At 68.8% G+C, this 14,727-nt stretch carries 13 protein-coding genes; 8 read left to right on the forward strand and 5 right to left on the reverse strand.

The window, feature by feature from the left end:
- Positions 1-48: 48 nt before the first annotated feature.
- Positions 49-2,085, reverse strand: a complete 2,037-nt coding sequence (locus H6900_09975) for an NADH:flavin oxidoreductase (GenBank protein ID MCC0073602.1) — start codon at positions 2,083-2,085, stop codon at positions 49-51.
- 111 nt (positions 2,086-2,196) lie between these two features.
- On the opposite strand from H6900_09975, the gene H6900_09980 reads away from it, so the two are divergent.
- From H6900_09980 to H6900_10005, 6 genes are all read left to right on the forward strand, one after another.
- A complete protein-coding gene (locus tag H6900_09980; GenBank protein ID MCC0073603.1) occupies positions 2,197-3,093 on the forward strand; it encodes a LysR family transcriptional regulator in 897 nt (298 codons plus the stop codon).
- A 91-nt stretch (positions 3,094-3,184) separates the two neighbouring features.
- On the forward strand, positions 3,185-4,726 hold the full coding sequence (locus H6900_09985; GenBank protein MCC0073604.1) for a trimethylamine methyltransferase family protein: 1,542 nt from the start codon (positions 3,185-3,187) through the stop codon (positions 4,724-4,726).
- A 121-nt stretch (positions 4,727-4,847) separates the two neighbouring features.
- Entirely contained in the window at positions 4,848-5,453 is a 606-nt protein-coding gene (locus H6900_09990; protein MCC0073605.1) for a nicotinate-nucleotide adenylyltransferase, read from the forward strand.
- Between the two features lie 139 nt (positions 5,454-5,592).
- A complete protein-coding gene (gene dacB / locus H6900_09995; GenBank protein ID MCC0073606.1) occupies positions 5,593-7,125 on the forward strand; it encodes a D-alanyl-D-alanine carboxypeptidase/D-alanyl-D-alanine-endopeptidase in 1,533 nt (510 codons plus the stop codon).
- An 88-nt stretch (positions 7,126-7,213) separates the two neighbouring features.
- Complete coding sequence (locus H6900_10000; GenBank protein MCC0073607.1) at positions 7,214-8,668, forward strand: OmpA family protein; 1,455 nt, start codon at positions 7,214-7,216, stop codon at positions 8,666-8,668.
- Positions 8,669-8,689: 21 nt separating this feature from the next.
- On the forward strand, positions 8,690-9,307 hold the full coding sequence (locus H6900_10005) for a hypothetical protein (GenBank protein MCC0073608.1): 618 nt from the start codon (positions 8,690-8,692) through the stop codon (positions 9,305-9,307).
- Between the two features lie 90 nt (positions 9,308-9,397).
- Here H6900_10005 and H6900_10010 read toward each other — a convergent pair whose 3' ends face one another.
- On the reverse strand, positions 9,398-9,919 hold the full coding sequence (locus H6900_10010) for a tellurite resistance TerB family protein (protein MCC0073609.1): 522 nt from the start codon (positions 9,917-9,919) through the stop codon (positions 9,398-9,400).
- On the opposite strand from H6900_10010, the gene H6900_10015 reads away from it, so the two are divergent.
- On the forward strand, positions 9,918-11,498 hold the full coding sequence (locus H6900_10015) for a lysine--tRNA ligase (GenBank protein ID MCC0073610.1): 1,581 nt from the start codon (positions 9,918-9,920) through the stop codon (positions 11,496-11,498). The two genes, H6900_10010 and H6900_10015, sit on opposite strands and share 2 nt — an antisense overlap.
- Before the next feature lie 88 nt (positions 11,499-11,586).
- Here H6900_10015 and H6900_10020 read toward each other — a convergent pair whose 3' ends face one another.
- The gene (locus H6900_10020; protein MCC0073611.1) at positions 11,587-12,000 is read right to left on the reverse strand and encodes a metallopeptidase family protein; all 414 of its coding nucleotides are present in this window, start codon (positions 11,998-12,000) and stop codon (positions 11,587-11,589) included.
- Positions 12,001-12,080: 80 nt separating this feature from the next.
- Here H6900_10020 and H6900_10025 point away from each other — a divergent pair, with 80 nt between their 5' ends.
- Positions 12,081-13,406: a glutamate--tRNA ligase gene (locus tag H6900_10025; GenBank protein MCC0073612.1), complete on the forward strand. Its 1,326-nt coding sequence runs from the start codon at positions 12,081-12,083 to the stop codon at positions 13,404-13,406.
- Between the two features lie 153 nt (positions 13,407-13,559).
- On the opposite strand, the gene H6900_10030 is transcribed toward H6900_10025, so the two are convergent.
- Both H6900_10030 and H6900_10035 read right to left on the reverse strand, forming a co-directional pair.
- On the reverse strand, positions 13,560-14,267 hold the full coding sequence (locus tag H6900_10030) for an NUDIX hydrolase (GenBank protein ID MCC0073613.1): 708 nt from the start codon (positions 14,265-14,267) through the stop codon (positions 13,560-13,562).
- A complete protein-coding gene (locus tag H6900_10035; protein MCC0073614.1) occupies positions 14,264-14,668 on the reverse strand; it encodes a DUF983 domain-containing protein in 405 nt (134 codons plus the stop codon). The genes H6900_10030 and H6900_10035 overlap by 4 nt, the downstream gene beginning before the upstream one ends.
- Between the last annotated feature and the right edge of the window lie 59 nt (positions 14,669-14,727).

Below are 14,727 nucleotides of genomic sequence, written 5' to 3' on the forward strand. Positions count from 1 at the left end.
CGGGTGGATCGGGCGCGGTGGGCCGTCGAGGGCCTGCCGCGCCCGTTTCTAGTGGACGGCCATCAGCCGCAGCGCGTCGAGGATCGCGGCGTGGGTGTTGCGCGAGGCGACGGCGTCACCGATGCGCCAGAGCTGGAAGCGGCCTTGGGGATTGGGGGCCAGGGATTGCGGTTGCTGCGCGACGAGGGCCTCATGGTCCAGTGCGCCCAGGTTCCGCGACAGGGGTTTCAGCGCGAAATAGAGGTCGTCGAGCGGCAGCGTGCCATGGTTGATCACCACCTGATCGACGATGCGCTCTTGCGTCACGGGGCCGTAGTCGCTGCCGATCGTGGCCTTCAGGGCGTTGCCGTGGCGTTCGACGCCGAGGAGGCGCCAGGTGACGGTGAATGTCACGCCGCGTGGTTGCATGGCGCGCATATAGGGCACCAGGTTCATCGCCATGACCTCAGGCGCAAAGGCGCGGTCAGGCGTCATGACTTCGACGGTGGCGCCGGTTTCGGAAATCATTTCCGCGGCTTGCATCCCGGCGTGATCGCCCGCGTCGTCAAACACCAGCACCGAGCGGCCGGGCTTTGCATCGCCGGACAGGATGTCCCAGGCCGAAACGACCAGGTCGTTGCCGGATTGCAAGATGGCGGTGTTGGGCAGGCCGCCCGTGGCGATCACGACGATGTCGGGGCTTTCGTCGAGGACGGTTTCGGGTTCGGCATAGGTGTTGAACCGGAAATTAACCCCCGCGCGCGAACATTCGGCCATGCGCCAGTCGATGATGCCCATCATCTCCCTTTTCCTGGGACTTTGCGCGGTCAGTCGGATCTGGCCGCCCGGCTGGTCCGCGGCCTCGAACACCGTGACGGCATGGCCGCGTTGGCTGGCGACGCGCGCCGCTTCCAGGCCGGCGGGACCCGCGCCGACCACCACCACCCGTTTGCGGGCGGGGGCGGGCGCGATGTCCTGCGGCAGGGTCTCCTCGCGTCCCGAGGCCGCGTTGTGGATGCAGAAGGCCAGACCGCCCTGATAGATCCGGTCGAGGCAATAGTTCGCGCCGACGCAGGGGCGAATGCGGTCCTCGTGTCCGGCGCGGATCTTGCGCACCAGGTGGGGTTCGGTCAGGTGGGCGCGGGTCATGCCGATCATGTCCACCTTGCCCGCGGCAATGGCGTGGCGCGCGGTCGCCACATCCGGCACGCGCGCGGCGTGGAAGATCGGCACGTCCACGGCCTGGCGCACTTCGCCCGCGAAATCGAGATGCGGTGAGGCGGGCATCCCCTGGATCGGGATGACGTCGGTCAGGCCGGGGTCGGTGTCGATATGGCCGCGGATCACGTTGAGGAAATCGACCAGGCCCGATTGCTTGAACCGGCGGCCGACCTCGATCCCCTCGGCGGCATCGATACCGCCAGGCAGGCGTTCATCGGCGACGTAGCGCACGCCCAGCAGAAACGCGTCCCCGACACGCGCGCGACAGGCTTTCAGCACCGCCAGCGGAAAGGCCATGCGATGATCCAGCGTGCCGCCCCAGGGGGCCTCGAGCCGATTGGTCAGGGGCGAGATGAACTGGTCCATGAGGTGGCCGTAGCATTCGAACTCGACCCCATCCATGCCACCCGCCTGCATCCTTTCGGCGGCGTCGGCATAATCCTGGATGACGCGCTCGATGTCCCAGTCTTCCATCTTCTTGGTAAAGGCGCGGTGCGCGGGTTCGCGTTCGTGGCTTGGCGACAGGACGGGCAGCCAGTCGCCCTTGTCCCATCGGGTGCGCCGGCCCAGGTGGGTGAGCTGGATCATGATCGCCGCGCCCTCGTCATGGACGGCGTCGGTCATCGCGCGCAGATGCGGCACGACCTCGTCTTTCCAGGCGAGGATGTTGTTGAACACCGGCGGGCTGTCGCGCGAGACGCTGGCCGAGCCCGCGGTCATCGTCAGCGCGACACCGCCCCGCGCGCGCTCGACGTGATAGGCGCGGTAGCGGCCCTTGGGCATCCCGTCTTCGGGATAGGCGGGCTCGTGCGCCGAGATGAACAGCCGGTTCCTGAGCGTCAGGTGCTTGAGCTGAAAGGGTTGCAGCAGGGGGTCGGTCGACATGGCACAATCCGGGTTGGTTCCGTGGCTCAGATTGGCGCGAGCGGGGGGCTTTCCACAACCGGAATTCTGCGCCAGACTGGCATGACCGGGGTTTATGCGAAATGGGGTGTCATGGCGGGGCTCAGGCGGTCGATTTCATCGCTGGGCGCGCTGGCCACATTCGAGGCCGCGGCGCGGCTCATGGGGTTCACCCGCGCGGCCGAGGAACTGGGGGTCACCCAGGCGGCGGTGTCGCGCCAGATCAAGCTGCTCGAGGCCGAGCTGAACATGCCGCTGTTCGTGCGCGGCCATCGCCGGGTGGAGCTGACGCCCGCCGGGCTGGTGCTGGCGCGCGCGCTGACCGGCGCCTTCGACCAGGTGACCGAGGCGCTGGATACCATCCGCCGCCCGGTGCAGGGAAAGACCGTGACGGTGGGCGCGACGCTGGCCTTCACCCATTTCTGGTTGCTGCCGCGTCTGCCCGCATTTCGCGCCGCGCACCCTGAGGTGCAACTGAGGCTGGTCTCGCAAGACAGCGGTTTCGACCTGCGCAAGGACAGCGTGGATGTGCTGATTCATTACGGGCGCCCGCCGGTGGACGGGGGCCGGTTGCTGGCCGAACTGCCCGAGCGGGTCTTTCCCGTCTGCGCGCCGGCGCTGGCCCGGCGGGGCCTGTCCCTGGACCAGATGCCGCTGATCGCCTGCGATTGGGTCGAGCCGACCTGGCTGGGCTGGCGGCGGTGGGCGCAGCTTGCCGGGTTGCCGCCGCTGGCGCGCCCCAGCGCGCTGCGTTTCAGCCAGTATTCCGACGCCATCTATGCCGCGATCGGTGGCGAGGGGGTGGCCATGGGCTGGCAGGCGCTGGTCGGTGGGCATCTCGAGGATGGGCGCCTGGTGCGGCTTGGTCAGGCCGAGGTCGTGCCCGACGAAGTGAACATGCTGCTGGTCCCCGCGACCCGCAACCCGGGCAAGGCCGCGCGGGTCTTCACCGACTGGCTGGTCGCCGCCTTCGTGGCGGCTCAGCCATAAGCCCAGATCATTCAAACCCGCCGCATTTCTGCGCGTCACAAGGCGCCGCCCCGGTCCTAGCGTGAGCGCACCCAACCCTCACAGGTGTCCGATGAGCCTTGCCGAACCGACCCCCCGTGCCCGTTCCGGCCGCGCCGCCCGCCGGGCGGACCGCAGCGCCCCTCAGGTCGCCCGCGCGCCCTATATCGTGCGCGGCATCCCGACCTATGACATCCTGTCCGAAGAGGCGCTGCTGCGCATCGAACACGCAGCCGACCGGATCCTGGCGGAAACCGGCATCGACTTTCGCGACGACGACGAGGCCCTGGCGCTGTGGCGCAAGGCCGGCGCGCGGGTGGACGGCGTGCGCGTGCGGTTCGAGCCGGGGATGCTGCGCGAGATCCTGAAGACCGCGCCGTCCGAATTCACCCAGCACGCCAGAAACCCGGCCAATTCGGTGCGGATCGGCGGCCGGAACGTGGTTTTTGCCCCCGCCTACGGCAGCCCCTTCGTGATGGATCTGGACCGTGGCCGGCGCTTCGGCACGCTGGACGACTTCGAGAATTTCGTGAAGCTCGCGCAGTCGAGCCCCTGGCTGCATCACTCGGGCGGGACAATCTGCGAGCCGACGGACATCGCGGTGAACAAGCGCCATCTGGACATGGTCTATGCCCATATCCGCTATTCCGACCGGGCCTTTCTGGGGTCGGTCACGGCCGCGGATCGGGCCGAGGACAGCATCGCCATGGCGCGTCTGGTGTTCGGGGACGCCTTTGCCGACCAGAACTGCGTCATCATGGGCAATTTCAACGTCAACTCGCCGCTGGTCTGGGATGGCACCATGACCAAGGGGATGCGCGCCTATGCGCGGGCGGGGCAGGGGACTGTGCTGGTGCCCTTCATCCTGGGCGGCGCCATGGGGCCGGTGACCAACGCCGGCGCCATCGCCCAGTCTCTCGCCGAAACGATGGCGGGTTGCGCGCTGATCCAGTTGGAGCGGCCCGGCGCGCCCGTCGTCTTCGGCAACTTCCTCTCGTCGATGTCCCTGCGCTCGGGGTCGCCGACCTTCGGCACGCCGGAACCGGCGATCGGCAGCATGGTGGTGGGGCAACTCGCGCGTCGGCTGGGCCTGCCGCTGCGCTGTTCGGGCAATTTCACCAACGCGAAGCTGCCCGACGCGCAGGCGATGATGGAGGGCACGATGTCGATGCTGGCCGCCGTGCAATGTGGGGCGAACTATATCCTGCATTCGGCCGGCTTCCTGGACGGGCTGCTGTCGATGTCCTACGAGAAATTCATGCTGGACGCCGATCTGTGCGGCGCGATGCACGCCTATCTCAAGGGGGTCTCGGTCGATGACAATGCCCTCGCGGTTGATGCCTTCGCCGAGGTCGGACCGGGCAATCACTTTTTCGGCTGCCAACACACCCTGGCCAATTACGAGACCGCGTTCTGGGACAGCGAACTCAGCGACAACGAACCCTTTGAAAAATGGGAGGCCGCCGGCAGCACCGATGCCGCGACCCGCGCCAACCGGCGCTGGAAACGGGTTCTGGACGAGTATCAGGCCCCCGCACTGGACCCCGGCATCGACGAGGCGCTGCGCGATTTCATGGCGCGGCGCAAGGAGGCGGTCGCGGATCAATGGTATTGAGCACGGTCCGAGCGGCCAGGCGTGCCGATGGCCGCCCGGCCCCCCGGACCGGCGTTGCCCCCCTTGGCCTTTGGCGCGATTCCCTGCACTGTGCCGCGAACATCACGCGGGAGTGAACGCCATGGCGCGCCCTTGGGCGGAACCGGGTCAGGTCATCGGCTTGCTGGGGGGGTCCTTTGATCCCCCGCATTCCGGTCACGTCCATCTGACGCGCGAGGCGCTGAAACGGCTGGGGCTGGATCAGGTCTGGTGGCTGGTCAGTCCCGGCAATCCGATCAAGTCGCACGCCCCCGCGCCGCTGGACGCGCGCCTCGCCGCCTGCCGGGCACGGATGCGCCACCCGCGGGTGCGAATCACCGATCTCGAATCGCGTTTTGGAACCCGCGCCACCGTTGACACCCTGGCCGCGCTGCAAAGGGCCTGGCCGCGGGTGCGCTTTGTCTGGCTGATGGGCGCCGACAATCTTGCCGGGTTTCACCGCTGGGACCGATGGCCCGAGATCATGGCCCGTGTGCCCGTCGCCGTCTTTGCCCGCCCGGGGCAGCGGCTGAAGGCGCTGACCGCCCCCGCCGCGCGCCGCTTTCAGGCCGCGCGCGTGTCGCCGTCCCAGGGCCATGCGCTGGGGCTGAGGACGCCTCCGGCCTGGGTCTATCTGGACATGCCGATGCGCGCCGACTCCTCGAGCGCGTTGCGCGCGGCGCAGGGCCAGACCCGCCCGCCGCGTTAGGCCGTGCCAGGGATTTGCCCCGGCCGCGTCCGGATTGCGCCCCGAATTAACCCCTTTTTGCGGGCAGATTTCATGTAAGGTTGATACGGGCGCGTGGACACGGTCGGCGGCCCGTATTTGATGAAGGCAAGGTTTGACGATGACCATCGACCGTTCCGCGGTGACGCGGCGCTCTGTGTTGGCTGGCCTGTTTGCGACGGCCGCCGCGCCGACTCTGGCCAACGCGCCCAGCCGGTCGCCGGTGCCGCCGGCCCGGCCGGCAGGGGTTCCGGCGCTGACCGATCTGGCGACGCGCGCGGCCCGGCCCGCGCAACCCACCGGAAGCCTGGTAGACCTGCTGGAACGGTCCGGCCTGTCCGGTGAGACGGCGGTGATCGCGCTGGACGCCGAAACGGGTGCCGTGATCGAGGAACATCGCGCCGATCTGCGCCTGCCTCCGGCCTCGACCGCCAAGGCGTTGACGACGATGTATGCGCTGCACACCCTCGGCGCCGAGCACCGGTTTGTGACCCGGGTCGAACTGTCGGGCGGCACGATCCGCAACGGCACGCTGACGGGCGACCTGATCTTGCGGGGCGGTGGCGATCCGACCTTGCAGACCGAGGGGCTTGCGCGGTTGGCCGACGCGGTGATCCAGCAAGGCCTGCGCCGGGTCGAGGGGCGCTTTCTGGTCGATGAGACCGCCTTGCCCGCAATCGCCGCGATCGACCCCGACCAGCCGGTGTCGGCCGGCTACAATCCGGCGTTGTCGGGTCTGAACCTGAACTTCAACCGCGTCTATTTCGGTTGGGAGGTGCAGGGTCGCGAGGCCCGGCTGTCGATGGACGCGCGTTCGGACCGCGAGGTGCCGCCGGTCTCGGTGATCGACATCCGCGCCGCGCAGCGCGACCTGCCGGTCTATACCCACGACATTCGCGGCGGGCGCGAGCACTGGACGGTGGCCGCCAGCGCATTGGGCCGCACGGGGTCGCGCTGGTTGCCGGTGCGACAGCCCGGGGTCTATGCCGCCGACGTGTTCCGCGCGCTGCTGGCCGCGCGCGGCTGCCACCTGCCCCAGGCCCGCCACAGCACCGCGCCACAGGGCACCGTCCTGGCCGAGGTCCGCTCGGCTCCGCTGACCAGCGTGCTGCGCGAGATGCTGCGCTTTTCCACCAACATCACCGCCGAATGCGTCGGGCTGTCGTCCTCGATGCGACAAGGCGTGCGGCCCCGCAACCTGCACCTGTCGGCCGAGAGCATGAACGCCTGGCTGGCCGATCGCTACGGCGCCGCGGGGCTTGCGCTGGTCGATCATTCGGGGCTGGAAGAGGGCTCGCGCTTGGCGCCGCGGGCCATGGCGACCTATCTGCTGGCCGCCGGGCGCGAGGGGATCCTGCCGACGCTCCTGCGCGAGCACCCGATGCGCAGCGAGGACGGGCAGGTCCTGCAAAGCCCTCCGGTCGCGGTCCACGCCAAGACCGGCACGCTCAACTTCGTTTCGGCGCTGGCGGGCTATGCGCAGCCTCGGGGCGGGCGGGCGATGGTGTTTTCGATCATCAGCGCCGACATGGCGGCGCGCCGACGGATTCGCGACGACGACAGCGAACGCCCGACCGGCACGCGGGCCTGGACCGGCCGGGCGCGGGCGCTGCAACAGGATCTGATCGAACGCTGGGCCGGGCTGCACGGCTAGGCCCGGGGCCGGCCCTGCGACGACACGGATTTGTTTTTCCAAAAGGCTGTGCTAGTCAGGCTCACGGGTTCGTGTCGTGGAGGTGGCCATGCGTCTGGCTGTGGGTCTGGTGGTTTTGGCGGTTGGCGGCGTCGCGCTGGGTTGGTGGGCGCGTCAGGAATACGCGCCGTTCATGCAGACCGTCTTGCAGCACAACGCCGACATGGCGATGGCAGGGTCCGTTCACGGCGCCACCGCGACGGTTTCGGGGCGCGACATTACCGCCACGGGGCTGGCGGACGGTCCGGCGGAACATGACCGGCTGATCGCCGCGCTGGATGCGATCGACGGGCGGCGCGTGGTGCAGGACGCATTGCAGGTGCTGCCGGTGGCCGATCCCTACACGCTCTCGGGGGCGTGGGCCGACGGCGCGCTGGTGGCGCAGGGCCATGCCCCGACCGAGGCCGTGCGCGAGGCGCTGGGCCGGCTCGGCGCGCAAAATCTGACGCTGGCGGCCGGTGCACCCGACGGGCAATGGGTCCACGCCGTGCTGGCCGGGATCGCGGGCGTGCACGAATTGCAGTCGGGCCGGTTCGAGGTGTCGGGGCGTGCGCTGACGCTCACCGGCACCGCGCTGACCCCGGCCGAGGGCGAGGCCGCGCGCGCCGCCGTCGCCGCCGAACTGCCCGAGGGATATACCTCGACGCTGGATCTGACCTATGTGGACGACGGCTCGCCGCCCCGTTACGCGGTGCATTACACCGTGCAATCGGGCCCCTGGGTCGAAGGCAAGTTGCCGCGCGGCGTCGCTGCCGGCGATATCGCCACGGCGCTGGGACTTGCGGATATCGACGCGTCGGCCACGCAGGCCCTGACCGGAGAGCCGGGGCAGGCTTCGCCGGTCCTCGCCCGGCTCGCCCCCTGGCTGCCCGAGGTCGAAACGCTGGATGTCACCGTCGCGCCCGATGGCACGCGGGTCGATGCCGGCTTTGGCGCGGGTGCGGACCTGGATCTGCTGGGCGGGGCGCTGGCGCAGTCGCTTGACGGCGCGATGGACGGCGTGACGCTGAGCCTGCACCCGGTTCCGGCCGAGGGCGAGACCGGCGCCGAGCGGTTCAACGCGCTGAGCGGCCGGACCGAGGTTCTGGCCGGCGGTTACTGGCTGCCCGCGGCCGATTTCACACCGGACCCGCAGAGCTGCGCGACCGAGACGACGCGCGTTCTGGGCGCGAACCGCATCGGTTTCGTGACCGGGTCGTCGCGGCTCGACGCCCATGCACGGTCGGCGGTCAACGCGTTGGCCGGGGTGCTGGGCCCCTGTCTCGGCGCGGCCGGGCTCAGGGCCGAGATCGGCGGGCACACCGATTCGACGGGCTCGAACGAGGCCAACCTGGCGCTGTCGCTTGCCCGCGCGCAGTCGGTGCGCGAGGCGCTGGTCGCGCGGGGCGTGCCGGCCGCGCGGCTGACGGCCGAAGGGTATGGTGCCGCCGAGCCGATCGCGGACAACGGCACGGACGAAGGCCGGGCGGCCAACCGGCGCACGGCTGTGCGCTGGATCGAGTGAGTTAGGTCAGGAGGGCGAGGAATGTTTCGCGGTTGGGGTTTTCTTCTGGGTGAGATCTGGGCGTTGATCGCGTTGGCGGCGCTGCTGGGTCTGTTCGTCGGCTGGCTGATCTGGGCACGCCGGGGTCGGACGACGTCCGCGGCCAGCCAGGACGAAATGGGCCGGCTGCGCGCGGAACTGACGGCCTGTCAGGCCAAGGATCGCAACGCCGCCGCCCGCATCGACGCGCTCGAGGCTGAACTTGCCGCGGCCCGGCACCAGGCGGCTCCGGCCGCCGAACCCGCAGCGCAACCCGAAACGGCACCCGCGGCGGTATTGGCAGCCCCCCGGGCCGAGGCGATCGCCGAGACCCCGGACGAGCCCGCCTCGGAACCCGCCCAAGCGGTCGGCACGCGGCCCGCGCGGCTCGACGCGCCACGCGATGGCGCCGCCGACGACCTGAAGCGGATCAAGGGTATAGGGCCCAAGCTGGAACTGCTGTGCAACCGCCTGGGGTTCTGGCATTTCGATCAGATCGCCAACTGGACGGACGCGGAAATCGCCTGGGTGGATGCCAACCTCGAGGCCTTCAAGGGTCGCGTGACGCGCGATCATTGGGTCGCTCAGGCGCGCGTTCTGGCGGCCGAGGCGCAGGGGTGACGCGATGGTGCGTGCCAGCACGCACCCTACCCAGGGGCCCTGCGGTCGCCGGTTGTTCGTAGGGTGCGTGCTGGCACGCACCCTTGCCCCTCAGGGGTGGGCAAAGCGCGCCCGTGCGCCGCGTTCGATCGCCGCGGCATGCAGCCGGTCGATATTCAGCTCGAACCGCATTTCCTCGAGCAGCCGCAACTCGGCCTGCCGCAGCGAGCCGTCCGACGCCGCGATGTCGCAGGCCAGCGCGTAGGCGGTTTCGTTGAGGCGCTCGGGCAGGGCTTCGCGCACCAGACCGAACAGCGCGTCCAGGCCGTCCTCTTCCTCCATCAGGTCGAACACGGTCTGCGACACGGTCTTGATCCGATCGGGATCGTAGCCGGCGAAGACCGGCAACTGGTTGACCACCTGTTCGATGGCGAGCAATTCCTCGGTGCGGATCGTGGCATCCGACACGGACACGGTGATCATCAGCGCCACCAGGCAATCCTGGGGCGTGAGTGACGGCGGGGCTTGGGTCATCGTTTTGTGTCCTGTGCTTGTTCGCCCCGAGAATATTGACTGGGGCGAGGGCGGGCAATAGGAAGCCCGGGTTCTCCCTTCATGGAAAGACCGTGACATGACCTCTCTGCGCGATGCTGCGATGACCTCCAAGGCCTGGCCTTTCGAAGAGGCCCGCCGCCTGCTGAAACGCTACGAGAAGGCGCCGCCCGAGAAGGGCCACGTCCTGTTCGAAACCGGCTATGGCCCCTCGGGCCTGCCGCATATCGGCACCTTTGGCGAGGTCGCGCGCACGACGATGATCCGCCGCGCCTTCGAGGTGATCTCGGACATTCCGACGCGGTTGATCTGCTTCTCGGACGACATGGACGGGATGCGCAAGGTCCCTGAAAACGTGCCGAACCGCGATCTTCTGAAAGCCAATATCCAGAAGCCGCTGACCGCCGTTCCGGACCCTTTCGGCGAATACGCCAGCTTTGGCGACCACAACAACGCCATGCTGCGCCGGTTCCTGGACACATTCGGCTTCACATACGAATTCTATTCGGCCACCGAATTCTACAAATCCGGCGCCTTCGACGCGGTGCTGCTGCGCGCCTGCGAACGCTATGACGACATCATGGCGGTGATGCTGCAATCGCTGCGCGAGGAGCGGCAGCAAAGCTATTCGTGCTTTCTGCCGATTCACCCCGAGACCGGCCGCGTCCTCTATGTGCCGATGAAGGAGGTCAACGCCAGGGACGGCACGATCACCTTCGACGACGAGGACGGGCGCGAATGGACGCTGCCGGTCACCGGCGGGCAGGTGAAATTGCAGTGGAAGCCCGATTTCGGCGCGCGCTGGGCGGCGCTGGATGTCGATTTCGAGATGTATGGCAAGGATCACAGCACCAATACGCCGATCTACGACCGGATCTGCGAGATCCTCGGCGGGCGCAAACCCGAGCATTTCACCTATGAGCTGTTCCTCGACGAGAACGGCGAGAAGATCTCGAAGTCCAAGGGCAACGGGCTGACGATCGACGAGTGGCTGACCTATGCCTCGACCGAGAGCCTGTCCTATTTCATGTTCCAGAAACCCAAGACCGCCAAGCGGCTGTGGTGGGACGTGATCCCGAAGGCGGTGGACGAATACCACCAGCAATTGCGCGCCTATCCGACCCAGACGATCGACCAGCAACTGGCGAATCCGGTCTGGCATATCCACGCCGGCAATCCGCCGGCTTCGGATATGGTGGTGCCGTTCTCGATGTTGCTGAACCTCGCCTCCGTGGCGGGCGCCCAGGATGCTGCCGGGCTGTGGGGCTTCATCCGGCGCTATGCGCCCGATGCCAGCCCGGCCCTGAACCCGCAACTCGACCAGGCGGCGGAATGCGCGGTGCGCTATTTCCGCGATTTCGTCGCGCCGAAGCGACTGTTTCGGCTGCCGACCGATCAGGAGCGCGCGGCGATGCAGGACCTGGCGGCGCGGCTCGCGGGCTGGAACGGGGGCCTCGATGCCGAGGCGCTGCAATCCATGGTCTTCGCCGTCGGCAAGGACCACGGGTTCGACCCTCTGCGCGACTGGTTCAAGGCGCTCTACGAGGTCCTGCTGGGGGCGTCCGAGGGGCCGCGCTTTGGCGGGTTCATCGCGCTTTATGGCATCGACGAGACGGTGGCGCTGATCGGCAAGGGGCTGGCGGGCGACCTGACGGCCTGAGGGGGGCGGTTTCGCCCTCGGCCGGCAGCCTTCCAGGCCGCAGCCCTCGGGCGACCAGGCGCGGCGCTGAAGCGCCGCGCGGGCCGCGTCACTCCCACCAGCGGTCGATGCGGGCGATGTCCGCGTCCGACCAGCCCAGGTGATGCGCCAGTTCGTGCACGAAGACATGCGTGACCAGCACGTCCAGCGCCACGTCGCCGCGCGCCACCCATTCGTCCAGGATGGCGGCGCGGAACAACCAGATCGCATCCGGTTGCTGCGGGACGTCCATCAGCGATTTCTGCGTCAAGGGGATGCCGTCATAGAGCCCGGTCAGCTCGAACGGGTCCTCGATTCCCAGGGCGTCGAGGGTGGCGTCATCGGCCAGATCCTCGACCCGCAGCACCACTGCGCGCGCGGCACTGGCAAAGGGTTCGGGCAGCCGCGAACGGGCGGATTCGGCCAGGGTCTCGATTTCGGCCAGATCCGGCGCGAACCGCCCCCTCCATTCGCTCTCTGCCATGCGCGCCCTCTCTGTTCCGGCGCCGCGATATGGACAAATCGCGGCCCTTGGTTCAATACCGGCGGCAACAGGAGTTCGCCATGACCGTCACCCGCTTTGCCCCGTCGCCCACCGGTTACCTGCATATCGGCAATCTGCGCACGGCGCTGTTCAATTATCTGATCGCCCGGAAATCCGGCGGTCAGTTCATCCTGCGTCTGGACGATACCGACCGCGAGCGATCGAAGCAGGAATATGTGGACGGTATCCTGACGGATCTGGAGTGGCTGGGCCTGACCTGGGACCGGATCGAACGCCAGTCCGACCGCATGGACCGCTACCATGACGAGGCCGCGAAACTCCGCGCGGCCGGCCGGTTCTACGAGGTGTTCGAAACCCCGACCGAGCTGGACCTCAAGCGCAAGAAGCAGCTCAACATGGGCAAACCGCCGGTCTATGACCGCGCGGCGCTGGATATCGACGAGGGCGCGCGCGCGAAATTGCGCGCCGAGGGGCGGTCGGGCTACTGGCGGTTCCTGCTGGATCTCGAACGCATCGAATGGACCGACGGCATCCTGGGGCCGATCTCGATCGACGCGGCGTCGGTGTCGGACCCGGTGCTGATCCGCGCCGACGGGCAGGTGCTCTATACCTTTGCCTCGTCGGTCGATGACATGGATATGGGCGTCACGCATATCGTGCGCGGCGCAGATCACGTCACCAACACAGCGACGCAGATCCAGATCATCCGCGCCATGGGGGGCACGCCGCCCGACTTCGCCCATCACTCGCTGCTGACCGGCCCGCAGGGCGAGGCCCTGTCGAAACGCCTGGGCACGCTCTCGCTGCGCGATTTGCGCGCCCAGGGGGTCGAACGGATGGCGCTGCTCAGCCTGATGGCTCGGCTCGGCTCGTCGCAACCCGTGGAACTGCGAGCGACCCTCGACGAGATCGCCGAAGGGTTCGACCTCTCGCAATTCGGCGCCGCACCGACCAAATTCGACGCCGAGGACCTCTGGCCGCTGACCCGTCAGCACGTCCAGGCCCTGCCCCTCGCGGCGGTGCAGGACCACCTCGACCGGCTGGGCGTCCCGGCGGATCTCGCCCCCGGCTTCTGGGCCGTCGCGCGCGAGAACATCACCCGCCTGGCCGACCTCGACGGATGGTGGACCCTCTGCCGCGACGGCGCGACGCCGCTGATCGAACCCGGGGACGAGGCCTTCATCGCCGAGGCGCTGCCGCTGCTGCCCCCCCGACCCTGGGGGCCGACCGCCTGGGCCGACTGGACCGGCGCGGTCAAGGCCGCGACCGGCCGCAAGGGCAAGGCGCTGTTCATGCCGCTTCGAAAGGCGCTGACGGGGATGGATCACGGGCCCGACATGGCGGCACTGATGCCCTTGCTGCAAAGGGTGCCGCGTCAGGGCTGACTCCGGGCTACGCCCCATCATCTTGTCTGAAATACGCACGGGGATTTTCAAGGGGGGCGTGCCCCCCTTGAAGCGGGGGTGCGGGGGCGGCAGCCCCCGCCGCCCTCGGCCTCGACTGGCTCGGCCGTGCGTGCAAGCTTGTGGGGCCGGGGATCAAACGGAAAGACGGCGAAAGGTCGATTCCGGGCCCGAGTTGTCGAAGAACGGCACCGATCCGGACGGTCCCTCGCGGACGATGGCCTCGGCCTCGGCCAGGACGACCTCGGTGATGAACGGCAGATCGAGTCCCCGCGCCTCGTCCAAGGCGATCCAGTGCAGGTGGCTCAACTCGTCCGTCGCGCGCGAGAAGTCGTCGGGATCGCCGGCCAGATCCTCGGCCCGGGCCAGGAAAAAGCGCGCGTCGAAGCGCCGGGTCCGTCCGGGCGGGGTTACGGCGCGGAACAGGTAGCGCAGCCGGTCGGCAGAGGGGCGCAATCCGGCCTCGGCAAAGGCGGCCCAGTCGGCGGGCAGGGGGCCGTCCCAGGCCCCGGGGCGTCCCAGGAACAGGCCCGCCTCCTCCCACAACTCGCGGATCGCGGCCAGGGCCATGGCCTCGGGCGGGGGTGGGGCGGCGGTCACCGGCCGCTGAAGGAGCAGCGCGTGCTGGTCGTCGGGCAGCGCGGCGGGCGGCACGACGCGTCGGTCGTCCTCGTCCACTGCACCGCCGGGAAAGACGTATTTCGACGGCATGAACGCGGCCTTCGCCCCGCGTTGCCCCATCAGGACCCGCGGCGCATCCGTGTCGGCGTCGCGCACCAGAACAAGGGTGGCCGCATCCCGGATCGGGCGGTCATGCCCCAGATCCTCAGGGTCGGCGCTCATGCGTCGCCGCCAAAGCCGTGCATCCTGCGCGACCATTGCAGCGCCACCAGGGCCCCCTTGAAGCGCGGCAGCAACCACAGGGCCATGACCAGGGCGACGGTCCAGCACACGCCGATCATCACCCAGGGCGAGGGCGCAAAGGCCAGGTAGATCGACAGATACAGCGCCATCGTCAACTTGCCGACCACCAGGATCGTCAGATAGGCCGGGCCGTCGTCGGCGCGGTGATGGTGGAACGCCTCGCCGCAATCGGGGCAGCTGTCGGCGACCTTGAGAAACCCGGACATCATCGACCCCGTGCCGCAGGCAGGGCAGCGCCGTGCCCAGCCCTTGCGCACGGCGGGCCACAGCGGGCGGTCGTCCACGGCGGGCAGGGTGGAACGGGTTTCTGTCAGGGTCATGGCAAGGCCTCTCTGCCGGGACGCGGCGGGTTCGGGCGGGGGTCGCTGGATCGGCGCCA

This window comes from Rhodobacter sp. (genome assembly GCA_020637515.1).
In the GTDB taxonomy this organism is placed as follows: Bacteria; Pseudomonadota; Alphaproteobacteria; order Rhodobacterales; family Rhodobacteraceae; genus Pararhodobacter.